This is a genomic window from Otoolea muris, from assembly GCF_943193115.1.
Classification (GTDB): Bacteria; Bacillota; Clostridia; order Lachnospirales; family Lachnospiraceae; genus Otoolea; species Otoolea muris.
On sequence record NZ_CALPCY010000002.1, the window covers coordinates 43,711 to 66,929 of the forward strand.

The window sequence follows — 23,219 nt, forward strand, 5'->3', positions numbered from 1 at the left end:
TCATTCACCTCCCTTCGCTTCAATTTTAGCGGTTCCCCCAATGGAAAAGCCCTCTATTTCCCCTTTCTGAATCTGTTGCCAGCAGGTATCGTCTGTCACCTCCACGGCGGCAACCCAATCTCCTTTTGCGGCATTGATTTCCGGAATGTCTGTCATGGCAATATAACTTTCTATCACAATTCCATAACCGGCCTTTTCATTGTGCTGCTTGTCAACACCGACCTTTCCCGCCAGCTTTTTGTTTTGCAGCTTTTTATTGAAATTATGGCATGCCTTTTTCACTTCTGTTTCGGTTGCCCAATTTCCGTGAGTGTCTATGGTTGATTTATCCACCGGTTTCCCGTCTTCCCCCACTGCTTTAGAAGCCTTATACACAACACCTATCACTGTCCGGCTCGCTTCATCAACCTTGGCTATTGGCATAGCCGCCAATGTTTTAACCTCCATAGAATTACCTCCGCATTTTGTATTTTAAGACACTTTTCATAGTACAGCGACAGTGAATCACATTCTTTGCACTTGCACCCATAGAAGAATCTCCTGGATGCATGAGCTTTTCACCGCCGACAATAAATGGTTCTTCGAGAGGAACCTGCTGGCCGTCCGCATTTTTATGCCATTCTCTGGATACTTTGTCACAGGCACATGCCCACTCTTTTCCTCCGATAACCTCGCTTTGCCGCCATCCTTCCAGTGTAGCAGCATTCATAGCACTTATTGTTTCTGTTCTGGCAATGCGGCGCGCCCGATAAAACTCAAAACATTGCTGCTGTTCCACAGCCTGGTAAACCGTATTGTATTTTTCCGGATCCGTCAAAGCCTCCAGCTTTTTTTCTTTCTCCTTCACCTTGCTTTGATTGAAGTGATTGGGTACATCTGATACCAGCTTATTGCCCGCCGGGTTATTCCCTTTGCCTTCCCCCAGGCTTTCTTTCAAACTCTTAATGACAGCATCATGTGTTGTTTGATTTACCTCCTGGGCAAATTTTATCTTATGCTGATCGAGCCAATCCGTTGCCTTCTTTGTCAGGCTCATTTCAGGACCGAGGCGGGAGCCTTCTACAGATCGGGCGCATATCTCCGCAATCTGCCCGAAAAAAGAATTGGTAAATGCCACATAAAGCGCTGCCAGCTTATCAATATATGCTTTTTCATTCGCAAAAATAAAACCAGCCATAATCTCGGCTATATTATCTATCAGAACTTCCGGAACCGCCGCTTTTTTGACGGTACGCCCTACTTTCTTATGATTTTTCTTCATGTATTCTGGAAGCCTTGCTACGGCAGCCAGATACTCTTTTTTCTGTTTGATAAAAAGAACTTGAATTTGCTTCTCAAAATTGTCAAGAGCCTTTAACAGAATCTTATTCTGCTTTTTATCCAACCCCAGGGAGCGGATAAATTCCTCATTCTCTTTATCAATTTTCTGCAGAATCGCATGGATGGTCTTTTCCATTTCCTTTAAAACTAAAACCTTTTCTTTAGATAGCATCCGCCAGCACCTCCTCAATCATGCTCTGGAGGCTTTTCAGTATACAGACAATGCTATTTATACTATCTGACTTTTCAATGCTTTCCAGCCCTTCCTCAGGGCTTTCAAGGGTATTTATATCTTTCTCCCCTTCCTCTTTTTCAGCTTCTTCCTCCGACTCCTTTGTTTCATTCCCTTTTTGAATCTCCATTTCTTTCAGGAGAAGCTGCATAGGCTTATCAGCCCATTCCCCTTCAAATGGTTCAAAGGATTTACCCAAGAGATCTCCCAGGGCATCAATCAGCATATTTGGAGTAGCAGCGCCGGCCACGACATACGGAGATACCGCCTTGGCAATTTCCGCCTTATCAGAAATCGTTGGGGCAACAAACTTCATGCTGACACTTTTTATCAGTAAAATTCTTTTCAGAGTATTGTTAAATGTAAAGGCTATATCATCCCGTTCCGGCTGGAATACCTGTTCTTCCGTCACCTGTCTGGCAGTGTCCGCCGTAGCCCTGGTATAATCCTGGGATTCTCCTGTGTAAATTGGATGAAGACGGAATGCGGACCGGATTTTATCTCGGTTATTTTTGCAATACTCCTGAAATAATCCGTCTTTCTCCAACATTTCCGCCAGCTTTTCAATGCGAATAGACACTTTGCTCTTTACTTCATCATCACCGATCTGGACATCATTCTCTAGCCCCTCTGCTTCCAGAATAAGATATTTGTGCCTTGCCTTATCCCCTTTTGCTCCGGAGATTGTGTTTACAGAATCCTCTGTCAGCTTTCCGTTCTCCACGATAATCGCCATCGGCATATGCCGTCCATCCATGAAGTAGGTATAATTCAATTCCTCCGCTTTGCGGTTTCCCTGGATATTGAGAAGCTGACCGATATACCGCGGCAAACCATAGGGAGTGTATGGACAGTAGACATTAAAAAAGATGATACTGGAAGCCTTGTCGTCTGGCTGAGTATCATCATCATACATACCTGTTCGGCAATTCATTATTCTTGGATCTCCAAATTCCTTAAAAAACACCTTTTCATTATCCACTATCTGAACAAATTTTCGGAATTTCTTCAAAATGGAAATCTCTATTTCTTCCCCATTTTCATCCTGAATCACCGTTGCCACTGGAATAGCTTTTGTTTCCCGTTTGCAGAGCCGGATTTTATGGGCAGGAATGTGTTCCAGACCGGCCGGGACTCCGGACATATCTTCAATCACTTCCAGGGCACCCCATCCTATACGTTCTTTATCATCAATAACTTTTTTCATAATCGACGTAAAACTTTCATCCAGATTGCAGTATTTAAAGAAGTTTTCGTATCTGGCCCATTCCCTGTCCAGCGCCGCCTTGACTTCCTCCCCCTCCTTATCAGCATCAATGTCATATTCAAAATCAACTCCAAATCCCACAATATTTGTCTTGTAAGCATCAATACACTGCTGCAGAATATCACTGCTTTCCGATAACCGAGTGAGAGATTCCGGGTTGTATAGCGGCTCCAGAACCGCACCGTCTTCATACAGTCCATGAAATTCATCTTCATCAACTGCCCTGCTCTCCATGATAGAAACTGTTTCCCTGGATATGGCCTTAATAACAACCGAATTGTGAACTGCCGGCCTTTTTACTTCTTCTCCCAATTTTCCCCCCTCCTTTCTATGCAGCCTTTTTCTTGTAGACAGGCATACACGCCAACGCAACGGCATCCGCTCTATCTGGAGAAGATAAACCGCGCTTCTTCAATTCTTCCTTGCTTTCCAGCTTCATTTTCCCATTTGACTGGAAGTAATATTTTCTTGTTGAGAACTCCCCTACCAATACGGAATCATCCGGTAATTTAACCTCTTTATCTTTCATCAGATCCCGAACATTGGCCCACATCCATGTGACAATATCATCATAAAATCTGGCAGATTTAGATTTTGGAGACTTCCTCGCAAAATTTACCGGAATAACAACCATCTTATCAAGCCCCTCTGCTGGGTCTTCTTTCAGTTCATTCAGCCTGTCAGTCACTCCGCCGCCAACTCCGGTATCGTCTATTTTGACATAAACATAATCATCATACCCTGGATACTTTTCCATAAAGTCACGGTAAATGCGAACAATATCCCCTACTGTACGCATGGTATTCTGTCCGTGACGTGATAACAGTTCCGGAATTACCTTATCCAGCTTTGTAGCAATCACTGTATCATCATCCCCGAAACGGGCAACATCCACGCCTATATCTATCCGATCCGGTATATATGTTCCCTCGGTTTCCCCTTCTGGCTCAACTTCCAATTTGACAGCATCCTCAAGCAGTTGCAGAGCAATAAATATATCATCTTCCTGTTTCGGGAAAAGCCCTCTCACACGCACCCTGACAACATTACTGTCATAGCCAAATCGGTCTATCAGAGATTTTATGTTATCTTTATTTGTCCTCTGGCTTTCCTCTGATGAAACAGTATGGCACCGATACATCCAACGGGAAGAATAGAAAGCGTCATAAAAAGTACCGCTGGTTTTCGTTGGATTTCCACACATCAGCAGCTTATTATTTCCGCCGGACAGTGTTCCCAGGATTGCTTCCATAATCGGATCGGCGACACCAGACGCTTCGTCAATGATGAAAAGCATATTATCCTCGTGGAACCCCTGCATATTCTCTGGCTTTGTGGCGGTTCTGGCCGTAGCAAACCAGCGTTTTTCATGCCCTACCATGTAGATATACGTTTTTGTCCATTTGAGAATATGCTTTAAAAGCGGGGAGCGTTCCTGCCACTTCGCTACTTCGGACCACAAAACATCATGGAGCTGCTGCTTCGTTGGCGCTGTTGCCACAATTCTCGGATAAGGAAAACATGTCAGAAACCATAAAAGAGCTACCGCTTCCATACCTGTCTTTCCAACACCTTGACCGGATTTTATAGCAACCTTGGGCGTTTCCGCCAAATCTTTAAGGGCTTCCTGCTGCCAAATGTCCGGCTCAAATTTCAATACTTCTTCCGCAAAAAGTATGGGATTTTTCTGGTACAGAGGAATTCGTTCCTTAAAGAATCGGCGGCGCAAAATGGCAGCGTTTGCATTCATTCATCACCGCCCCCTTCCTGGTCTTCCCCCATAATACTTGCTATCCAATCATCAACAAGTTCATTTCCCTTTCCGGCCTCATCCAACTTTCTGTTCTCTATCCTCAGGCGAATTAAAGAGTCAATGGCTTTTGTCTTTTTGGACTGAACGCTTGTAAGTTCTCTTTCAAGCCGTGCCACCAGATCTATTGCCGCTCCGGTACTTGTCTGGATGCTATGCCGCTCCCCTGGAAGCCGCTCTCCCTTCTTGACCTTTTCCTGGACAGCAGTTTTATAGTTTTCTTCTTCCTCCGGTGTCTTGAATTTCCGCTTTTCTTCAAAACTCATAACACCAGATACATACTGGCCGCCCTTTGCCTCTGTATATTTGTTGATTGCTTTCATCAGGCGGCGCTCCCTCACTGCGAAAAGCTGTATCTGCTCCATAAGCAGAACTTCCTCGCTGCTGGGGGTTCCTTCAATCATTTCCCGTTCTTCATCAGAAAGAACATCCCAGTACACTGCAGAATATCCCCCATGCTTCAGAGCATTTTTATTTCCGTCCGGGGCGCCGGAACCCTCTGCATTTTTATTCCCTTTTGGCGGACCTGGTTTCCGAACGCTCGCTTTTTTCTTCCCTTCTTTCTTTTCCGAACGCTCGCTTTTTCTTTTACCTTTATCATCCCATTTTTGTGTACTTTTCCAGCGCCGAACCGTACCTTCTGGTACTTCCATTTTCTTTGCTATATCAACAAGTTTCATGCCAGAGCGATACATCTTTTCGGCTTCAATGCTGTTGGGACTTCTCGCCCTTGCCATTTATCACCACCTCGCTATTTGTTTGTTTCGGATTTTGCCGATTGAATCAGGAGCGTTCGCCAGCGCCCATATGGTTTACATAATTCAAATTTTAGTGATATATTCAGCATTACTATAACAGTCAGCACCCTTTGCCATCATAGACAAAAAGTCCTCTTTTGTGAAATCAGACAACCGGAATACTTCTTCTGGCTTCATTCCGAGCTGCTGTCCAATCTCTTTGATGGATTTCCCTTCTCCAATCAGCCTTTGCACAATAGCTTTCATCGGTTCCAGCAAATGCACACCTCGCGCCCTGTTATGGGTAACAGTACCATATACATACAGGCTTTCATCAAGCTGTGAAACAACCACAACCGGAACCTTTCCCTCTGACCTCTCAAAAAGAGTCTTCCGAGAAGTATCATATCCCAGCTTCCCCCATTCTTCGTCTGAAAACTTAGGAACAAATGTCCACTTTTCTCCAAAAACTGTATACCGATGAAATCCATCAATGATTGTCATATCCGGCCTGCAGACAATTGGAAGGGTAAACCCATTCACAAATATGGAAGTTGTCAGCAGTTCCAAATTTTGCCTCGAAACTCTGTTCGGGTTGTAATCATTCGGAACCAGATCTTTTCTTTCCACCCACCGCAAATTTTTCAGTGGATTCCATAACTTATCCATTATTGCATTCCTCCTTTGCGGCAATATTATACTTTGAATACACATGATGATATATGGCCCGAAGATTTCTCAACTTCGGATCGCCTCCCATTAAGCTCTCATAAAAATGCTTCAGCTCCTTATCATCTATAATCTGCATGGCAGAGAGATAAAAGTTCCGGTAACTTTTCGCCACTTTTCTCTGATGTTTTCCAGGGAAATACCGTTCTATATCCGAAAACAGCTTATGCAGTTCTGCCCGATAATCCTTTTTGACCGTTTCCCCTTCCAATTCCTTTCGTGTCTTTCCATTTCTGCCAAACATTTCTGTGTCCCAGTATAATGCTGCCAAATATGCGTTCGGTTCTCTTTTGATTATGGAATCCAACAAATTGGGGTAATATTCGTTCATCTTCACAAGCGATCTCGCCGTGTCGATAGAAAAAAATTGTGAAACCCGAAGCTGGCTCTTATTAAGACCTGCCTGCCACATATACAGATAAACGTCCGGAATATTTACACGATTTTCATGTAAATAACGCCAGACATCCCCATTTTTCCAATCATAAATCGGATAAATTTTTTTCCGGCCGCAGGAATCTTTCCCCCGTACAGTGATTCTGGCAAAATTCTGTAATCTTTGCAGGGATTCCGCAGTTCTCACTCCTACCAACGTCATGCCGGCAGCACACTTTTTATCCAGAAAATCCTGATACGTGTCCATGCGCTGCCTTAACATGGGATGGTTCCGAATTGCAAAAGAAGGCGGCTGCCTTACCCAGCAATCCGCCTTCTCGCTATCCCAGCATATAAAAGATTCATCATTTTCCAACTGATTAAAACAGTTGAAATGCCGAACCTCCATGCAGTACCATTCAAATTTTGCCCCTACCATCAAAAACTTTCTCCGCCATTCTTTGACGGTGTTTTCTATACAAGGGAATATGGCTTCTTCATCTATAAATTGAACAATAAGCTGTTCTGCAGATACTTCCCCATGTTGTATCATTTCCAACACCAGATGCCCCAGGCACAAACTGTCCTTTCCTCCTGAAAATGACATATACACCGTCAAGCCATTATGGAAAGCATTCCGGATACGGATTTTCGCCGCTTCCACAACACTGATCGTGCCCTGGCATCTCTTTATAGCCATATCTTCCGGCCACAATCCGGGCAAATAACAAAATTCCCTTCCGGCTCCGCTGCTTTCTCATTCGTCTGCGGTTCCTGAATCACCCTGCCCTCTGTTGGTGCCGGTTCGTTTTGGTCAGATACAGAATTTCCGTATGCTGCCTTCTGCCGTTCTTCAAGCTGTTTCATTTGCTTGATTTCATCATCATCCAGTGTTCCATATTCACAAATCTTCTCGGTTACTTCCTCTGCATCCGAAACCATCTGCCGCAAAATATCTTCATCAAATCCGGGAATATCCAAATCATCTTTCAATTCTTCAAAAAATTCATTCAGAACTTCCAGATTTTCTACACCCAGATTAAATATCTTGTTATCGGCAATCATAAGTTTCTTTTTCTGTGTCGGGGTAAGACTCTTTAGCTGATAAACATCCGCCTCCTTCTCGCCCATGCGGAGCATTGTGTCATATAATCCAATGCCGGCCAGAATGGTTCCGCCCTCGTCTACAACAATAGGCCGTATCTGCCCGAACATCCGAACACTCCGTTCATACTCCTGAAGCTGTTTCTCCGTGTGCATTCTCACGTTTTTATCTGGCTTTTTCATCTCTGCCAGCTTCATACGGGTAACTTTCATTTACAATCTCCTTTCGATTTCTCGAAGGAGCTACACATGATCCCCGTCTGCAAACGGGATTATTTTGCTTTAATAGATTTCAAAAACTTTTTCGCACCAGGAATTTTTTTTGCGGCTTCTTTAACAATCCCTGGATCAATCTGATATACTTCCGCCCATCCCCTTTCCTCTGATCCGGTCCACTGACGGGCGGGCCAGGGGTGAGTGCCGCACAGATACCCATTGGGCCACCCGTAAATGGGCGGCAAAGGCACATTATAGTAATGGATATATGCCAGAACCGCTTCATGCTTCCAGCCAGCCAGAGGGCTATAACGTGTTACCCCCTTACTGTCTGTATAGATATTTCCTCCCTTTCCGCAATAATTTCCATCTGCCCGGCGACGCCCCAACAATATCATATCCAACTCATGGGCTCCATAATACTTCGCCTGCGCCCGGTGCTGCACAATGGAAAACCACCGGGAAGCAGCCTTACTATTTGTCGGGAAAAGCATTTCGGTATGTTTTTCCAACCAGCCTATATCCTGTCCTGTATTGATTATTTCAAGTTTTTCCGGCTTATTCTCTAAAATCCATGCAAGAAAATCCGGATATTCCAGATTGCAAATACCAATCATACATTCTGTAATGCCTGCCTTTTGGCATATCTCTCCAAGTACCAGGCTGTCTTTTCCACCGGACCAAGCATAAGCAGCCTTTTTCCCGTCAGTCTGCCGGCGAATCTCCTTTATCGTATCTTCAACCAACCTATCCAGCTCCGCCCTGGATACAAGTTCCTCTATTCTGCCAACTGCCGCCAGCCAATCTTCATTTTTTATGGATTGTTTTCTTCCGAGTATATTTTCCACAGTGCCATACCTCCCTTCTGCTTATCAGAGCCGCCACAATGCCGCTGGAAAGGACTGTAAGCAGGCTCCCAATAGTTTTATATACTGCGCGATTAAAAAGGGCTCCACAGGCAAATACAGGAAGTCCCAGGCATAATGCAATAATTACCCCTGCTATAATTCCGTCTGCCTTTAATTTTACCCCTTTTAATGTCATAACCGTAGGAAGCAGTGTGGAAGCCCGTAGGGTTCCATAAAAAAGAAACAAATGGGTCACTGTCAATCCTGGGATATTTGCTATCCCAATTCCCGCCGCAAGAAGCATAAGCATAGCCGCTTTGGTTATTTTCAAATTATTGCCCTTTACAATGTCTGTTGTGAGGGAAGATACTGCACATAAATTGCTGTCCACCGTAGACAGCAAGCCGGAAACAATCATGAACAGAAAGGGGACTGCTGCCCATGCCGGAAACAGCCATGAGATTATTTCAAAATTGATAACTGCCGCATCCTGCACCTGGTATCCTGCGCCGGCTCCCAGGAATCCCAAAATCCCCATAGACAGCGGCACCACTCCGAATACCAATGCGCCAATCAGAAAAGCCCTGCCGATATACCTTTCCTTTATCGAAAATACCCGTTGCCAAAAGCTCTGATCCCCAAATGGTCCAGATATAAGCCCTATTGCGGTGGGCAGACCAAATCCTAAAAACACATCCAGTCCGGCCGGAGAAATGATAGAGCCATACGTTCCATCATATCCAGCCAATCCCCGGAGCAGGGAATCGCCTCCTGTCTGCCGGATACCACTGAAAACAAAGGCAGCGCAAACAGCCAACATGAAAATAATCTGTATAGCATCTGTCATAATTGACGCCCTGATTCCCGAAAATTGTGAGTAAGAATATCCTATCACCGCCAAAATAACAGTAACAGCCCAAAACGGAAGACCTGTCACAGAGCTAAGAATTTTACTCCCCGCAAGCAGCTGAACCCCGGTAGACAAAACTGACAAACCAATCAGCTGAAACAGATAAACTCTTTTCACTCCAACAGACTGATATTTTTCAGCCATATATCCGGATAATGTAATGCCGAATGGCATTTCCCTCCGGATCTGCTTTGCAAACGGGATAAAAATAACCAGGCATAACACGTTTGGAACCAGAAACCAGAAAAGCCCTGCAAAGCCTTTCATATATGCGTTCTCTGTTGATGTAAACAGTGCCGGCGCCCATACCCATGTTGCCGCTATGCTAAGTGAGGATAATAGCCACCCTGCATTACGATCACCAACGCAAAATCCCTCAACACCTTTTTCCTTTCGGGTCAATGTGACAGTTGCCAGAAGCATGACTGCCGCGTAAGCCAGTAGAATACATATTCCTTTCATAGAAACCTCCTTCTTGATTGTTTGAAGGAGTTCTGCCTCTCCCTGTCCGGTCCATCTCCTTTCCGGGAATTTTGGCATGAAAAAAGAGCTGCCGGCTCTACACCTCACAGCTCTCCAACGCATGATTAAAATTTTACGGATACAGTCTAGCACATTTCCCTTTGCATAGTCAATGTAAATTTTTTGTAACTAGCGGTTCTAACGTACTGACAATCCATCCACCCCAAAAATAAGTGCAGATAGCCTTTCTGTGGCAATTTTCAAGTCAGAATAGACATTTTCTTTGCTCATGCTTTTCTTTTTTGCAATATCCTTTACCGTCAAACTTTCCTCTGCGATATACATATCATAAACAACCTCATATCTTCTTATGTCCAGAATATTGGATGATTTCTCGCAATATGCCCGGTATATTCCCATCATAGTATCAATATGCGACACCATAATGGCGGTTCTGGTTGCAGACCTCTTTATCGCATCCACTATCACCTCATCATCGTAAAGATTCATCATGCTGCAGAGTATGTCGGCGGCGGACTCTTCCATCTGGCTCCGGCCAAAAATTGAATTTTCGGAGTTATCTTTCAACATCCGATAATTTCTCAAAAGCAGCTTTGTATTATGGAGCCGCCGATCTGCCGCCTTGCTGTGCATTTTCTTTTTTTCCTGCTCCATTGTTTCCAGGGCTGTCCTGGCCCCTATCTCTGCTGCCTCTTTTGCGATAGCGGCCAGTTCTTCCCTGCTTAAAGAAATCATTACACTTTTCTGTTCCTTTGATTCCGGCTTTTTCTCTGTATCTTTTTCCCCTCCATTCACAAATTCATATATTGCTTTATCAACATCACCAGGCTCCATTTTCATTTCTGCCGCAATTCTCTCTGTTTTCCAGCCAGCCTTTTTTAGTGCTATAATCTTTTTTACATCTGTTTTCTGCTCGCTCATGCCTTCGCCCTCCACCATTTTTTTATTTGATATATCTACCGAAATAAGGTATAATATATCTGTCTGTTAGTGAGGGGAGTTTGCGAAAGCGCTCCTCTTTCTTATTGACAGCCCTGTAATGTTTCCAGTATGGCCGCTGCTTGCCTCGTGGTTATTGCACCTGCGGATACAGCAGCTTCCACGGCCTCTTTTTCACTGCATGATCTGCAGATTTCTGAACCGTCTGCCCTGGATTTTCCGGGAGCCTCGTCATAATTCTTCCCACATTTTGGACATGTTCTCAAATTCATTCCTCCTTACAGCATAAACTCTGGATAATCTTCAATACTCATTTGTCCAGGTATATTTATATTTTCTTCTACTTGTGGAGATTTTGACTTCTTACATCCCACCTGGGAACCGCAACGGCTCTTATGGCTCCTGCCATGAAGCCGTTCCCAGCAAACAGGTCCATATCCCCGTTCCAGGCTTGTGGTATCCTTTAGCTTTCTTCCGCAACTCTGACATACCATTTCCCTACCTCTTATTCATCCCTGCTGCCAGAGCACATAGGGTACAGGCCGCACCACTCCCCATAGCAATCACCTGACGTGCCAGATCGGATTCCCAACATTCTTCCCCACAAACGCAGCATCTGGTTCTTTTCCAATCCTTTGATTTTGGTACTGGCACGTTTCTAACCAGTGGAAGGCAGGCAATTCCTCCCTTCTCTCCAGCTTTCCTTGGTTCAATCTTTACTGTCATACACTGCACCCCTTTTCAATGGCAATTTCACGGGCAAATGCCAGATCCTTATCCGGCGGCATTTCATACACCTTCGGCGGAACAATGATATTTGTCAACTTTACGCCAGCTTCATCCACGTTTTTTAACGGATAAAATTCTGACTGAACCTCGAAAATTTCCTTCAATACATCTGCCGCCCTCTCCTTCTTTGCATAGAATCCCAGGGCAAAGGGTTTACCATCAGTCCGGCGCCGAAGCATTACGGCAAAGTCCGTTTTCCCTTCGGCCGGATCAGCGACAGCAATTTCATCCAATCCTTCAGTGCTTAAAATACGCTTTCCATTTTGAGTTAAAATCCACATATATGCCTCCTATAATAGCGATAACTGTTTGCCTATTTCTGTTCTTCCATTGTCACAAGGAGAATAACCTGTTTTATTTGTAAATGGATAACCAGAACACAAAACGTGACTCTCATTGCCTCCATGCTTTAAATCACAGTCTTTGCAGCTCTCGGCCCGTTCCCAGGTTCTTTCTTTAAAATATTTGCAAGCTCTGCTATTGTCATAAATACGAACATTTTTTCTCTTTTCATGCCTGCAGTCTGCTCCCCTGTGCTTTTTGAATCCCAAAAATTTTCTTGTATACCTTTTGGGATTTTCCGGATCTTCTTCCCACTCTCCAAAATCCATTTCCTTATAAAATCCAAAATTATCACATTCTCCGCATGTCTTTATATCTCTATTTATATCTTCCCTCTCCCTTCATTTATTTCTCAACTAAATTTCCATGCATCCATTCCGTACAGATTGTGGCTTTTTCTTGTCAGAGTGATCTTATCCATAAATTCCTCTCTGCAGCTTTTCTTTGCTGATCTTCTCATTCCCCGAGAAGTGCATCTCTTGATGTGCCGTTTATACCCTGGTCCAACAAATCTGTTTTTATGATACATTCCCATAGGCACCTCCTACTTCTTTACCAGCCTTATCCTTTTCCCGTTTCTCTTGGCTCCATAATCAGACATAACAAAATTTGTGCATTCCCTTTGATCGGCAACTGATTTACTGTTGTTTAATGCCGCCAAGTTTTACAATTCTGATAATGTCTTTGTATGCCCTTACTAGTTCGTCACATATGTACATCAAATCATATTTTCCAGCTTCGTCATATTTTACTGCTCTTGATTCTTCGCAGCGTTTCAATTCTTCCAGCCGTTCCACAACCTTATCCACGTCATAAGCGGTAGGTATGGCATCCAAAAAATCCTTTATTCCCTTTCCAGAGAATATACATTTCTCATTTATCTCAATCTTATCAATATCAATCAGTCTCATTCTTCTTTTTCTCCCATTCTCCTACAAACCTCTAACTGTAACCGGATTTCTTTCTCTCTATCTCTTTTCATTTACACCCCTCTTAATTTAACCGGAAGGACTACTGCCTGCATATTTCCCGCTTTTACAATCATCGGAACACTGCTGCCTCCGAATCTTAAAACAATATCATCTGCATCAAATGCTTTCAGCGTTTCTAACACCAGACTGGAATTAAACCCAATCACCAGCTTTTCCATTTCATCATACAACTGTACGATTTCCGAGTAATCAGCAGTGCTGTCCTTGATACTCAATTTCAGAGAATCTTTTTCAATTTCAAATTTAGTAGGCGTCTTTTCATCTGTACACAATTTTGCTCTTGTAATGGCATCCAACAATTCCCGCCGCTTCACTCTGGTTTCCGTTGAAAACGAATTGAACATATTGGCATATGGATAATACTTGCCCTCTACCAGCCTCGTATATACCTCATATTCATCTGACCGGAAAATGGCACAGGATTTATCATACTCAATGGACACATCTTCTCCCATTTCCAACGCAAGTAATTTCTCTACAGCGCTGCGCGGTAAGAGCATTGAAAAATCTCCTTCAAATTCCTGCTGATCCCAGGCAAGCACATGCCCATCCAACCCGACATAGTTCAATTTTCCTTCTTTAGCTTCTAGGTATAACGCTGTCATTGTTGTGTTTGTGCTTTTCTGCGGAATTGCATACAGCACATGAGCCATTGCCCCTTTCAGTTCTGTTGCTGGGATCTGGGCTTTCCCTCCGCCTTCGGGCGTATGCTCTGCAGAGTAGGGATAGGATTCTGCCGGAAAACTCTGGTATGAATTTTTGATTTTTCCCGTTTTTATAGTAATGACATTTTTCTGATTTTCTGTAATGCTGATCTCGCCTTCCGGCAAATTCTTTATCAGATCAAAAGCCTTCGCCGGGATAATAAAGGATTCCCCCTCCAAAGCTCCTATTTTGGCCTTGACTGTCATTTCACCATTGCCGGCAATCATTTTATCCCCGCATACGCAAATCCCCTGCAAAGCGGCTATATTGCTGCTTTTTGGCACAACGCTTTTTAATTTATCAATCTTCCTCGCAAGCTCTGACTTTTCAATCTGCATCCACTTCCACTCCTTCCAAAATCAATAATATACCCCGATACTGTTTTAACTTAAAAGGCTCCAGATCCTCTATCTGCATATATTTCCTTCCATACCGGCTTTTCATATCACAGAACACATTCCAAGGAACCCGGAAGAAGTCCCGGAACCCCATTGAAACCATAACAAAGCATCTGGCTCCCATCCTCTGAAAATCATTCAAATTCTGGCGCTGCGTTTCTGTAATAACCGATTCTTGTATCCTGTCTTTGTCCGTATGCTTCGCTTCAAAAATAATTGCTTTGCCGTCACACAGCACCCCTTTGTAATCCGGTTGTGCCTGTTTTACGAAACAGGCTATATACCTCCCTAGCTTTCGATCTCCATAGGGTTGCAAAGGACGCATTGGCTCTGGTGTTTTTTCGATAATCGCCACATTCTTTTCACGATAGTAACTACATGAAGCACTCAACATATTTTCAAACATAGCCCCTGCCACATTGGAACGCTTTCCTGAAATCTGTCTGTTTATATCATTCAAAGAATCCACCTTCCTCCGCATACTTTCTGACCTTATCCACAGTGGCCGGGCCAACTCCGGGGATAACACCTGGAGTTGCCAGCGATTCCAAAAATTTTTTCAGGCTTCCGCCCTTTTTAGCTGCATTTCGCCCTTCGCTCCTTGCTTTCTCAACCCGATCCTCCACATAATGAACCAACTGCTCATCCGTCATTTTGCGCATTTTGACCGCTTTCTCATGAATCTGACTTTCATCCTGAGTTCTGCGGCAATTTCTTTTTTTCATTCTCCTTACCTTCCTTTCCTGTCTGGCGGCTCTCTGTACTGCCAGAGCTGCCGTTGTATCTATGTATCCTTCTCTGTTTCTCCAGAGCATGCTGCTTCCTCCTTAAATGCCGCCAATTCTGGCATCTGTATTTCATATCTCCGACACATTTCCAGAAAACAGTTCCAGCACATAAAAGCAAACTGTTTGGGCTGTTCTCCCCGCTGTGTTCTTACGGATAAAGCTGCCATCTCACTTTTCTTTCCAAAAGTTTTGCAAACACAGCAGGTATCATACAGTTTCTTTTTCATTTTGGGACTTACCGCTTTGGCTTGGAGCTGTGGAGGGAATTCTCTACGCATATTTTTTTCTCCAACTATTGGAATTAAGCTGTCCTTCATGAATACAGGTATTTGAAACTTATCGCAATGTTTCAATATTTTATCTATCCATTCATTCTTTGGAATTATCTTTGTCTTATTTCTTCCGGTTTCTGCCCCTATAATTACCCACTTGCCCGCTGGACAAAGGATGTGTTCATCAAATAGTCGCAAGTCCTCAAGTAAGGGCTCAACACTCACAAAATTATTTTTATCGCCGTATTTGCTGGCCCAACCTTCGCTATCATTGTTGGTGTACGAAAATCCATACCACATATTCCTTGCAGCCGGAAGCATCCCTTTGTCCTCAAGTTCCCAATATCTTTTTGGGTTTTTTGTTAAAAACAGATAATTATGTATGGGATATTTCTGACAAATACCAAAAATCTCACTGATCCATTCATCTGGTACCCACTCTCCGAATATATCCGCCATAGCTCCAACAAAAATGTTATTTCCCATTTTCAGTTTCTCTAAAGTATTAAAGCGGTACCGATGAAGCGTTGGTTCAAAGCCAAAAGGATAGACCAAAGAATTCCCTGTTTCAGACAGCATAGCCTGATCCAAAATATACAGGTTCTTCCCATCTGGCGTCTGCTGGAGCCGATAGTCATTGACTGCCGCTTTATTCCGCTTAATGTCCCCCGAGAATCTCACTGACATTTTCCTGGCATAGCAATATGGGCACCCATGCAGGCATCCTGTTATAGGATTCCATGTGTGATCACACCATTCAATTCCGGACCGATTCATAAGCAGCCCTCCCTCGCAAAACCCAATTCCCTATCTTCCTTCCACTCAATTCCAGCAAAAGTGAGTTTCTGTCCGCACTGATCGCAATATCGTGGCTGATAGAGCGGACCAGCATTTAATACATGATTGCATCTGGGACAATGATGGTTCTCATGTTCTGTTATAACAAATCCATATTTCAAATAAGTGATTTTCCTTGCTATTGGCTTTCTTGCCTTTCTCTTTTTAACCATCTGTGGCTTCCTCCCAATATTCAATTACATATTCTTTCTGTGCGTTATTCCTGCCGGCCTGTTCAGGAACTACCCTGTGTGTGATTTTGGCAGCGTATCCGCACTTTAAAAGAAGTGCCGCTATCTGCAGGCGGTCGTCTTCATTCCATTGTACAGATCCTTTTCTTATGCTTCTAATCATTTGCCTTGCCATATAAAATTACCCTGCCTTTCTATGTTTCCTGACTTTACTGTGCCCCTGAACAGAATCCTGCATCTTCTTTTCAAAAACTTTCACAAAAGCTTTTACGTCCGGCGGCATATCACAATTATGAAGCCCTCTGCACTGAATAACCCTATTGTCCCTATACTCTAATGTAAAATATGATTCCCCCGGAGCTTCTGCCTTTCTGACGAAAAAAATATTGGTTTCCCCGCTTGCCACCCGGCTCACATATCCGCCTACACAATGGTGCAAGGCTTCCCCCTCTGCTTTAATTTCATCTCCGTTTTTAGGAACCATCAGAATCAATCCTTTCCCTTTAATAGAAAAAGCATCTGTCCCCTCATTCTTTTTAAAGATTTCCTCTATGGCCTTTTGTGTTTGCTCCATCCGCTTCCTAGCAAGGGTTTCCTGTCTTTTTCTTTCTGCGGCTGCTCTCTTATTCTGCAATGCCTGATATTCTTTTGCCGTTCTGTCATGAACCTTTTTGAAATTGGTGGGCATATAGATAAACAAGTTATCTAAATCATATTTCAATGCTTTGCACCAATCGAGATATTCCAGCCAATCCCTTGCCATGTTGCGCTTTCTTTCAACACGGGGATCTTCACGTTCCCGGTATCTCATACACGCATAATTGCCACATCCAAAGCTATCTCCCAACGGATACCGTTCACTTTCTTTTCCGATATATTTCACCAATTTGTGAAGTGACACTTTTCGATTTGCCTGTTTCAACAGGTCTGTATTGCACTCAAAGGTTTCATAGTATTCCCTCAGCTGATCCGGTTTTAATTGTAAGCCTATTGTTTGGGCCACCTGAAGCAAGCGTAATTCATCATAGTTGCCATCAATGGACTGCAAAATTTTAGTATTCACCTTATTCAGACCTAAAATTTTATAAATCGTTCCACCTTTCATATTGATTTTTCCGGTAGCTCCATGATATGTAGCGTTGATGATTCCCTTTGCCAGCTGGTTAAGCCCCATCTTGCAGATCCATTCTAATTCCGGGAACTCCAGGAAACGCTGGATGCCGCGCTCATATACAAGTGATATGGTCGGCATATTTTTAGAAAGCGTTTCCAGGGCGGAATATTTCATAGGGGTATGCTCCCATGCCTGTGGTAAATTCCCCGGATATAAAATACATTCTGCACAGGCAATTTTACCTTCATCATGGCACCAGCGCGTTTTTCCAGACTGCTTAAATACTGCGTACTCATACGGATCGCACTTTGGCTTTCCATCCGGAAAGGAGTAAAACTGTCTGGCATATTCCTTTATCCCCTGGGAAACACGCTTATGTCTAATCGTCTGTTCTGGATATTTATGAATCTCACGATAAACATGAAAATACCGCCAGATAAATCCTTCTTTTGTAGGATCTACATATGCAACCCATCTTTCATCCGTAATGCGGTAAGGGAGTTTTCCTTTGGCTTTTATGGTGACCTTGCTTCCACAGAAAGGGCATATTCCTTTTTCATTATTCCTCAAACGAATATCTTTCCTGTTTACCCGACCGATTTTACCGCAATGTGTACATTCGCATTGAGCAACCCCTTTTTCAATCTCCTGGTAAATAAGGTATCTGCTAAAACTCATAGCAGAATCAAAAGCCCATGACCGGAATTCTTCTGGCTCCTGTTTGACCGGATCCATTACCGCATCAATTAAATCTGTTTCTTTTTTATGCTTTGCAGCCAGTCTTATGGCTTTTACTTTTTCCTGGAATCTATGAACCGCATCCCACGGAACTGTTCCATCTTCCTGCCTTGTGTATTCTTTAAAAAATGTTGAGATAAGCTCCTGTTCCTCATTGGAACGAATAAAAATAAGCTCCTTTCGTACAAAGCAATTTTTTTCCTTATCCCACGTTGATTCATATACATTAAATTCGTTCATCATGGAAAAGGATGCCGTAAGCCACTTGACTTTTTCCACTCTCAAATCCTGAGTTATATAATCTTCGTGAGAGAGAAATGTTCTGAAAGCTGCTCCCTCCTTCCCCTTTGCAATGTCTGAAATTTTATAAAAAGTCAGAATTAGTATTCTGTTATCCTCAACCATTTGCGCCGTTACAATATGGCGCATTCCTTTCAGCCGTCCGGCAATCTCTATCATATCTTCACTGGCTTTTTCCCTTGCGATTGCAGATAATTTCCGTTTTTCCATACGAGCCGCCCCCTTACATACCCATCATGGAAAACATATCCATCTGGCCTTCCAAATCTTTATTGTTTCTTCGGGTTCGTTTTTCCTCCGCATTTTCTGCAGGAGCAGGAGATTTTCCCTTTTCCTGTGCTGCCTTATTTTCAGATTTAGGCTTGCCGGTACTGGCCTTTGATTTTGCAGCCCGTTCCGCCGCTTTCTTCTTTGCTTCTTCTGCTTTTTTAGCCTTTTCCGCTTCTTCCGCCTTATCGTCTTTATGGTAATAATCTTCAGCCCATTCATAAACCACTTCGTCACGGACAGCCGCACAATTTCCATTTGCCTGCTTCCTGGCAAGAGAATATACATAACTCAAACATTTCTCCCAAGTTTTATGCTTCTGCAGAATATCCTCCGATAAACCTTTATCATCTTCACACCGGCCCATAAGATATTTAATAATCGGATCCGCAAATGACTTATCCTTGGCATTTTTCAATTCATCTTTGAGCTTTTTTATCGCTCTTTCTTTTACAGCCGCAGCATTTTCAGAAATCTCCGCTGGTGCTGAATGCGTATGCTCCGCTTCCCCAGTTGCACCTTTGTTTCCCTCCGGCTCCCCGTCTTCTTCTGGTATTGATGGTTTATTTTCAGGAGATTCCTCCTGTTCTTCGTAAGTCAATTTTTCCTCTCCGGAAAGATTACTGCCCTTTTCCAGAGATTCATATTCCTTTGTCAATCGCTCATTTGTCACATCAAAAAGCGTATCCCCATCCGAATCATAAAATGCCGTAACCTTATCCCGCCGAAGCACTTTGTATATAACACCGCCTACTTCCAGATCGCATCCCTTGTCAGCCGCTTTGTACCCTATTTTGAAATACTCCTTGACAACTGCGCCCCATTCCGGCCCATATTCATTGCCAGCCTCAGCTTCTTCCGAGAAATGTTTAATCTCCCTTCTTGCCTTAATTCCTTCCCTAGCTTTCTGCCAGGTTTCGGACTGCAGGGCTTTCTTGCTTTCTTCTGACAAGCTGCTGTTTTCAATTCCGCTGATTCCCATATTCAACCTCCTGTTCTTTGAAATCGAAAAACATAAAATAACGCTCTTTTTCCACTGTTTTTTGAGTGGTTCCGGTTCCACTGATATTTTTCAAAAGGCTGAACGCCCTTCTGAAATGCCATACTTCGCTAAAATAAAGTGGTGTATACCAAAACTCCTGCCCCTCTTTCTCTATGGGCATAAGCGGCGATCCCACTATCGGATTTGTCATTGTGTTTGCAATGACGATATATCCGGGACACCCCAAAAGAGAAAGCTGTATATAAGCCATCATGCCAACCACCCGATCAATATCCTGACCAACAAAAAGCACATGATTGTGATAATATACATTCTGGTGCCGCAGCGTATGGACTGCCGCTATCATCATGGCCCCGCCGCCTATACATGGATCGCATATAGAAATCCAACCATCTTTCTCAATCGCTTTCTGGCAATCCCCCATTGTCATTTCAGACATAAGCTGGCAAATATTGTACGGCGTAAAAAACTGCCCTTTCCAATGGTTTCCCAGCTCTAAAGTCATGTACAACTCACCGAGGAAGTCCTGATCGGGTTTTGCCTCTAACTCTTCCACCAGAATGGCGAATAATTGTGCAGGCTTTTCCACACCGCCCAGGCGCTTTATGCACTCTGCATATTCCTTTTCGCGGTTCTCATGCCGCTTCGGTGACTTATCCACGGCATTTGCTATCGAGCAGGCCATAACCGTAATTACATCAGACCAAACCTCCCATGGCTGGCGGGAATAACATAACTCCCGGATGATTTTTACAAATTCCCCTTTGCTCCCCTGAAAGCTTCTTTTTGCATGCCTTTTCATGCCCGTATCTCCTGGCTTAAAAATTTATCAGCCATATTCTCTACTTTTTCCCAGGCTTCTTTTCCGCTAAGTGTTTCCAATAACTCCAAAACAAAATTCCTCTTTCTTAAACCTCCGTTCTCCCTTGCCTGTGTCATAAGATAATCAAACAGTTTATTTTGACTATCTGCATTCAGATAATCGAATTTCAGCAACATCCTGGTAAATGCATTTTCCCAGTAAGCCTCTTTCCGGTCTTCTGGAACCCCTTGCAACACCATTTCGGTAATCTGCTTTTTTCTTTCCTCCACCCCTGTGAACTGAATAATATTATTTTTCATTGCAATTCCTCCATCCGTCACAAAATAACGTGTTGCGTTTTCTTTTCTCCCTCAACATATCACAAATAACGCTATTCGTCAACACAAAAATAACGAATAGAGAGATTTTTTTCTTTTATTGCTTGACTAAATTCTTTTACACGTTATAATATAACGGAAGGGAGGTGCTCCATGCTCAAGTCAAAATTAAAGGTTTTACTTGCCATGCATGACATGAACCAAAAGCAACTTGCAGAGCTTACCGGGGTTAGACCTCAAACAATCACCAACATTGTGAATAATAAAATCAAGCAGATTCCAGTAGAAGCATTGGATTCTATCTGTGAAGTTCTTAATTGTGATGTGTGTGATGTATTTGAGCATATCCCCAACCCCAATCCTGAAAAGGCGGAGAATTAAAGTTCTCCGCTTTTTAATTTTAAGTACAACCATTCTGGAGTGATATTCAGCAACTTCAAACCATTACAAACCATATCCAGAAAAAATCTCCCTGTTTCTCCCAGTTCTATTGGCTCAATATGTTGCAAGAGCTTCTGTGCCATATCCGGGCTTATACACTGTTGAAATGCCTTCTCTTTATCGTTGAAACTCCCAATTTCAGTGTTATATCCTGTAAATGCGGTTCCAAAACGAATGATATACCACGCTTCCAGCAAGTCTATGATTTTGGATACTTCCTGCCTGACTTTTAACGATTTCATGTTAAAATCCTTAGAATCAATATCAAACAAAATATCAAAAGAGAATTTGTTTCCAGAATCATAATCTTTCTGCATATCCTCAATTTCTTTCCCCGCCTGGAATTTATATTTATGGGCTTCAATTCTCTTTTGCAGTTCCATACTCTTGCCAATGTAACTTTTGCCATTGCTTTTATTTTTAATCAAGTAAATCCCTATATCTCCCATATGTCCTCCTGAATAAATGCTTTTCTATGCCCTCCTTCCGGTTCCCATTGACTGATAGAGTTCCTCCAAAAGTTTGTTGATATGTTCCGGGGCTGCTCTTACCACGCTTTCGGGCGCCTGATTTTCTTTGCTCTCAATTTGGCGGACAGGCGGTGTATGGCTTTCAATCATCCGGGTTCTTTCATTTCGCACAAATTCCGGAATCTGTGTCTGCCTCTTTTCTTCTTTCACCATTCCTTCATACATTCGCTGAAAATGCGCCCGGTCTGCCACCGGATTATCGCTGCTGCACAAATTCTGAAACCCCATCCGGCGAACAGCAACCTCCGTCATTCGAGTCATTGAGGCCAGCGCTTCTTCCTCCCGGTAGCGGCCATACTTCCGGATAGCCCTCTGCACTTCTTCCCATGCCTCCCCCCAGTCAGTCACCATCGGAGATAGTCTGGCCGTACACTTTTCCCGAATTTCTGCAATACTGGGAGGAAACGGGGATGTGCCTATATGTTCCCAAACCGCATTTTCTACCACGGCGGATTCCAGATCCCCCAGCATCCGGTACCAGACTTTCATGGCATACTTATCGGGCAGAACGTTGGAATTGGGATAGGCTGCTTTTAATGCCAACGCAACTGTTTCAAACTCCTGATCAGTCACTCATTCCACCCCCTGATTGATTCCGCATATTGTTCTGTTGTCATGTTCCGGGCATTGTTACCGACAGCCCTTTTTCCTCCCTTGTCCTGCTCTCTCGCCAGCCAGGAGTTTATAAATCTGCCAATGCCTCGCTTGGTTTTCCGCTTTGTCGGATTCGTCATGAGCCACCCTTTCATACCCCTCATTGCTTGCAGTATATCTACCGCTGGATACAGTTCAGCAAATGCATCAATATCACGCTGAAAAATCAAGTGTTCTGCGCCTGTATTCAGAGGGAGCGTTATGATGGGTGGTTCCTCCGGTCCGGAGTTTAGCTCCGGGCAAATATCTTTTTCTTTCTCTTTCTCTGTGTCTTTCTCTATATCTTTATCTATATCTATATCTGTGTTACCACTTTGTAACAGCGGCGTTACATCTGTGTTACTTTGTAACGCTTTTTTCTCTCTATACCGTCTTACTCTGGCCGCAGATTCGCTCTCAGAGCCAACCATTTCATCGCACTGAAGAAGCAAAAATTCATCTTCTCCCATCACCCGAATTAAACCCTGGCGCTCCAAAAATGATAATGTTACTTTCACATTTTCCGGATCTTCATCAAGTTCTAATGCCAGTTCTTCCGGGAAGGTATCTTCCACTCCTTCAAAAAACAGTTTATTGCCCTGCTTTACCGCAGCCAGAAGCATTTTAAGGTAAATGACGGTATATGTATCACCTCCCGCAATTTTTCTTAGCTTTTTGATTTCTTTCTGCTTGAAAAATCCTTCTTTGAGCTGAATCCAGTAATATCTTTTTTCTGCCAATACAATTACCTCCTGCCCGGAGGGGGATA

Annotated in this window: 29 protein-coding genes; 1 reads left to right on the forward strand and 28 read right to left on the reverse strand. The window is 43.4% G+C overall.

What is annotated here, in order from left to right:
* From NFS31_RS01965 to NFS31_RS02080, 25 genes are all read right to left on the reverse strand, one after another.
* The gene (locus NFS31_RS01965; protein WP_160258628.1) at positions 1-447 is read right to left on the reverse strand and encodes an XkdF-like putative serine protease domain-containing protein; all 447 of its coding nucleotides are present in this window, start codon (positions 445-447) and stop codon (positions 1-3) included.
* 4 nt (positions 448-451) lie between these two features.
* A complete protein-coding gene (locus tag NFS31_RS01970; RefSeq protein ID WP_251491095.1) occupies positions 452-1,384 on the reverse strand; it encodes a phage minor head protein in 933 nt (310 codons plus the stop codon).
* 97 nt (positions 1,385-1,481) lie between these two features.
* Entirely contained in the window at positions 1,482-3,131 is a 1,650-nt protein-coding gene (locus NFS31_RS01975) for a phage portal protein (RefSeq protein ID WP_160258626.1), read from the reverse strand.
* A 16-nt stretch (positions 3,132-3,147) separates the two neighbouring features.
* Positions 3,148-4,569 (reverse strand): DEAD/DEAH box helicase family protein, encoded by a 1,422-nt coding sequence (locus NFS31_RS01980; RefSeq protein ID WP_160258625.1) that lies wholly within the window; start codon positions 4,567-4,569, stop codon positions 3,148-3,150.
* Positions 4,566-5,366, reverse strand: a complete 801-nt coding sequence (terS, locus tag NFS31_RS01985; protein WP_160258624.1) for a phage terminase small subunit — start codon at positions 5,364-5,366, stop codon at positions 4,566-4,568. Before terS ends, NFS31_RS01980 begins: the two co-directional genes overlap by 4 nt.
* 84 nt (positions 5,367-5,450) lie before the next feature.
* Positions 5,451-6,035: a ParB N-terminal domain-containing protein gene (locus NFS31_RS01990; RefSeq protein WP_160258623.1), complete on the reverse strand. Its 585-nt coding sequence runs from the start codon at positions 6,033-6,035 to the stop codon at positions 5,451-5,453.
* Positions 6,028-7,170: a phosphoadenosine phosphosulfate reductase domain-containing protein gene (locus NFS31_RS01995; protein ID WP_160258622.1), complete on the reverse strand. Its 1,143-nt coding sequence runs from the start codon at positions 7,168-7,170 to the stop codon at positions 6,028-6,030. Before NFS31_RS01995 ends, NFS31_RS01990 begins: the two co-directional genes overlap by 8 nt.
* Entirely contained in the window at positions 7,161-7,787 is a 627-nt protein-coding gene (locus NFS31_RS02000) for a ParB/Srx family N-terminal domain-containing protein (protein ID WP_160258621.1), read from the reverse strand. Before NFS31_RS02000 ends, NFS31_RS01995 begins: the two co-directional genes overlap by 10 nt.
* 59 nt (positions 7,788-7,846) lie before the next feature.
* On the reverse strand, positions 7,847-8,638 hold the full coding sequence (locus tag NFS31_RS02005; protein WP_160258620.1) for a phosphoadenosine phosphosulfate reductase domain-containing protein: 792 nt from the start codon (positions 8,636-8,638) through the stop codon (positions 7,847-7,849).
* Complete coding sequence (locus tag NFS31_RS02010) at positions 8,598-10,010, reverse strand: sodium:solute symporter family transporter (RefSeq protein ID WP_160258619.1); 1,413 nt, start codon at positions 10,008-10,010, stop codon at positions 8,598-8,600. The genes NFS31_RS02005 and NFS31_RS02010 overlap by 41 nt, the downstream gene beginning before the upstream one ends.
* Before the next feature lie 198 nt (positions 10,011-10,208).
* Complete coding sequence (locus tag NFS31_RS02015; RefSeq protein ID WP_251491097.1) at positions 10,209-10,952, reverse strand: hypothetical protein; 744 nt, start codon at positions 10,950-10,952, stop codon at positions 10,209-10,211.
* Between the two features lie 296 nt (positions 10,953-11,248).
* Positions 11,249-11,464: a DUF6011 domain-containing protein gene (locus tag NFS31_RS28175; RefSeq protein WP_160258617.1), complete on the reverse strand. Its 216-nt coding sequence runs from the start codon at positions 11,462-11,464 to the stop codon at positions 11,249-11,251.
* A gap of 228 nt (positions 11,465-11,692) precedes the next feature.
* Entirely contained in the window at positions 11,693-12,040 is a 348-nt protein-coding gene (locus NFS31_RS02020; RefSeq protein ID WP_160258615.1) for a hypothetical protein, read from the reverse strand.
* A 128-nt stretch (positions 12,041-12,168) separates the two neighbouring features.
* On the reverse strand, positions 12,169-12,387 hold the full coding sequence (locus NFS31_RS02025; protein ID WP_251491099.1) for a hypothetical protein: 219 nt from the start codon (positions 12,385-12,387) through the stop codon (positions 12,169-12,171).
* 352 nt (positions 12,388-12,739) lie between these two features.
* Entirely contained in the window at positions 12,740-13,012 is a 273-nt protein-coding gene (locus NFS31_RS02030) for a hypothetical protein (protein ID WP_160258614.1), read from the reverse strand.
* 71 nt (positions 13,013-13,083) lie between these two features.
* Positions 13,084-14,136 carry a DNA polymerase III subunit beta gene (locus NFS31_RS02035; RefSeq protein WP_251491101.1) on the reverse strand — a complete coding sequence of 351 codons (1,053 nt, stop codon included), beginning with the start codon at positions 14,134-14,136 and terminating at the stop codon, positions 13,084-13,086.
* Positions 14,126-14,656 carry a Holliday junction resolvase RecU gene (locus NFS31_RS02040; protein ID WP_331482424.1) on the reverse strand — a complete coding sequence of 177 codons (531 nt, stop codon included), beginning with the start codon at positions 14,654-14,656 and terminating at the stop codon, positions 14,126-14,128. Before NFS31_RS02040 ends, NFS31_RS02035 begins: the two co-directional genes overlap by 11 nt.
* Positions 14,649-14,921: a hypothetical protein gene (locus NFS31_RS02045; protein ID WP_160258690.1), complete on the reverse strand. Its 273-nt coding sequence runs from the start codon at positions 14,919-14,921 to the stop codon at positions 14,649-14,651. The genes NFS31_RS02040 and NFS31_RS02045 overlap by 8 nt, the downstream gene beginning before the upstream one ends.
* Before the next feature lie 59 nt (positions 14,922-14,980).
* Positions 14,981-16,033 (reverse strand): DUF5131 family protein, encoded by a 1,053-nt coding sequence (locus NFS31_RS02050; protein ID WP_160258611.1) that lies wholly within the window; start codon positions 16,031-16,033, stop codon positions 14,981-14,983.
* Entirely contained in the window at positions 16,030-16,266 is a 237-nt protein-coding gene (locus NFS31_RS02055; RefSeq protein WP_160258610.1) for a hypothetical protein, read from the reverse strand. Before NFS31_RS02055 ends, NFS31_RS02050 begins: the two co-directional genes overlap by 4 nt.
* Positions 16,259-16,459: a hypothetical protein gene (locus NFS31_RS02060; protein ID WP_160258609.1), complete on the reverse strand. Its 201-nt coding sequence runs from the start codon at positions 16,457-16,459 to the stop codon at positions 16,259-16,261. Before NFS31_RS02060 ends, NFS31_RS02055 begins: the two co-directional genes overlap by 8 nt.
* Positions 16,460-16,465: 6 nt before the next feature.
* Complete coding sequence (locus NFS31_RS02065) at positions 16,466-18,646, reverse strand: PcfJ domain-containing protein (RefSeq protein ID WP_160258608.1); 2,181 nt, start codon at positions 18,644-18,646, stop codon at positions 16,466-16,468.
* 13 nt (positions 18,647-18,659) lie between these two features.
* Positions 18,660-19,376 (reverse strand): Cas9 inhibitor AcrIIA9 family protein, encoded by a 717-nt coding sequence (locus NFS31_RS02070; protein WP_251491106.1) that lies wholly within the window; start codon positions 19,374-19,376, stop codon positions 18,660-18,662.
* A gap of 289 nt (positions 19,377-19,665) precedes the next feature.
* A complete protein-coding gene (locus NFS31_RS02075; RefSeq protein ID WP_160258606.1) occupies positions 19,666-20,508 on the reverse strand; it encodes an N-6 DNA methylase in 843 nt (280 codons plus the stop codon).
* Positions 20,505-20,828 carry a hypothetical protein gene (locus NFS31_RS02080; protein ID WP_120485136.1) on the reverse strand — a complete coding sequence of 108 codons (324 nt, stop codon included), beginning with the start codon at positions 20,826-20,828 and terminating at the stop codon, positions 20,505-20,507. Before NFS31_RS02080 ends, NFS31_RS02075 begins: the two co-directional genes overlap by 4 nt.
* A gap of 171 nt (positions 20,829-20,999) precedes the next feature.
* On the opposite strand from NFS31_RS02080, the gene NFS31_RS02085 reads away from it, so the two are divergent.
* A complete protein-coding gene (locus NFS31_RS02085) occupies positions 21,000-21,227 on the forward strand; it encodes a helix-turn-helix domain-containing protein (RefSeq protein WP_120485137.1) in 228 nt (75 codons plus the stop codon).
* Here the strand turns inward: NFS31_RS02085 and NFS31_RS02090 are convergent.
* The 3 genes from NFS31_RS02090 to NFS31_RS02100 are packed head-to-tail and all read right to left on the reverse strand — an operon-like array spanning position 21,224 to position 23,190.
* Positions 21,224-21,736: a GIY-YIG nuclease family protein gene (locus NFS31_RS02090; protein WP_251491108.1), complete on the reverse strand. Its 513-nt coding sequence runs from the start codon at positions 21,734-21,736 to the stop codon at positions 21,224-21,226. The two genes, NFS31_RS02085 and NFS31_RS02090, sit on opposite strands and share 4 nt — an antisense overlap.
* A 24-nt stretch (positions 21,737-21,760) precedes the next feature.
* The gene (locus NFS31_RS02095) at positions 21,761-22,390 is read right to left on the reverse strand and encodes a replicative helicase loader/inhibitor (RefSeq protein ID WP_251491110.1); all 630 of its coding nucleotides are present in this window, start codon (positions 22,388-22,390) and stop codon (positions 21,761-21,763) included.
* Positions 22,387-23,190, reverse strand: a complete 804-nt coding sequence (locus NFS31_RS02100) for a phage replisome organizer N-terminal domain-containing protein (RefSeq protein WP_251491111.1) — start codon at positions 23,188-23,190, stop codon at positions 22,387-22,389. The genes NFS31_RS02095 and NFS31_RS02100 overlap by 4 nt, the downstream gene beginning before the upstream one ends.
* Between the last annotated feature and the right edge of the window lie 29 nt (positions 23,191-23,219).

Coding starts and splice junctions, on each gene's coding strand:
- NFS31_RS01965 (WP_160258628.1), bottom strand. CDS start 447: ATGGAGGTTAAAACATTGGCGGCTATGCCAATAGCCAAGGTTGATGAA.
- NFS31_RS01980 (WP_160258625.1), bottom strand. CDS start 4,569: ATGAATGCAAACGCTGCCATTTTGCGCCGCCGATTCTTTAAGGAACGA.
- terS (WP_160258624.1), bottom strand. CDS start 5,366: ATGGCAAGGGCGAGAAGTCCCAACAGCATTGAAGCCGAAAAGATGTAT.
- NFS31_RS01990 (WP_160258623.1), bottom strand. CDS start 6,035: ATGGATAAGTTATGGAATCCACTGAAAAATTTGCGGTGGGTGGAAAGA.
- NFS31_RS01995 (WP_160258622.1), bottom strand. CDS start 7,170: ATGGCTATAAAGAGATGCCAGGGCACGATCAGTGTTGTGGAAGCGGCG.
- NFS31_RS02000 (WP_160258621.1), bottom strand. CDS start 7,787: ATGAAAGTTACCCGTATGAAGCTGGCAGAGATGAAAAAGCCAGATAAA.
- NFS31_RS02010 (WP_160258619.1), bottom strand. CDS start 10,010: ATGAAAGGAATATGTATTCTACTGGCTTACGCGGCAGTCATGCTTCTG.
- NFS31_RS02015 (WP_251491097.1), bottom strand. CDS start 10,952: ATGAGCGAGCAGAAAACAGATGTAAAAAAGATTATAGCACTAAAAAAG.
- NFS31_RS28175 (WP_160258617.1), bottom strand. CDS start 11,464: ATGGTATGTCAGAGTTGCGGAAGAAAGCTAAAGGATACCACAAGCCTG.
- NFS31_RS02020 (WP_160258615.1), bottom strand. CDS start 12,040: ATGTGGATTTTAACTCAAAATGGAAAGCGTATTTTAAGCACTGAAGGA.
- NFS31_RS02030 (WP_160258614.1), bottom strand. CDS start 13,012: ATGAGACTGATTGATATTGATAAGATTGAGATAAATGAGAAATGTATA.
- NFS31_RS02035 (WP_251491101.1), bottom strand. CDS start 14,136: ATGCAGATTGAAAAGTCAGAGCTTGCGAGGAAGATTGATAAATTAAAA.
- NFS31_RS02045 (WP_160258690.1), bottom strand. CDS start 14,921: ATGAAAAAAAGAAATTGCCGCAGAACTCAGGATGAAAGTCAGATTCAT.
- NFS31_RS02050 (WP_160258611.1), bottom strand. CDS start 16,033: ATGAATCGGTCCGGAATTGAATGGTGTGATCACACATGGAATCCTATA.
- NFS31_RS02055 (WP_160258610.1), bottom strand. CDS start 16,266: ATGGTTAAAAAGAGAAAGGCAAGAAAGCCAATAGCAAGGAAAATCACT.
- NFS31_RS02060 (WP_160258609.1), bottom strand. CDS start 16,459: ATGGCAAGGCAAATGATTAGAAGCATAAGAAAAGGATCTGTACAATGG.
- NFS31_RS02065 (WP_160258608.1), bottom strand. CDS start 18,646: ATGGAAAAACGGAAATTATCTGCAATCGCAAGGGAAAAAGCCAGTGAA.
- NFS31_RS02075 (WP_160258606.1), bottom strand. CDS start 20,508: ATGAAAAGGCATGCAAAAAGAAGCTTTCAGGGGAGCAAAGGGGAATTT.
- NFS31_RS02080 (WP_120485136.1), bottom strand. CDS start 20,828: ATGAAAAATAATATTATTCAGTTCACAGGGGTGGAGGAAAGAAAAAAG.
- NFS31_RS02085 (WP_120485137.1), top strand. CDS start 21,000: ATGCTCAAGTCAAAATTAAAGGTTTTACTTGCCATGCATGACATGAAC.
- NFS31_RS02090 (WP_251491108.1), bottom strand. CDS start 21,736: ATGGGAGATATAGGGATTTACTTGATTAAAAATAAAAGCAATGGCAAA.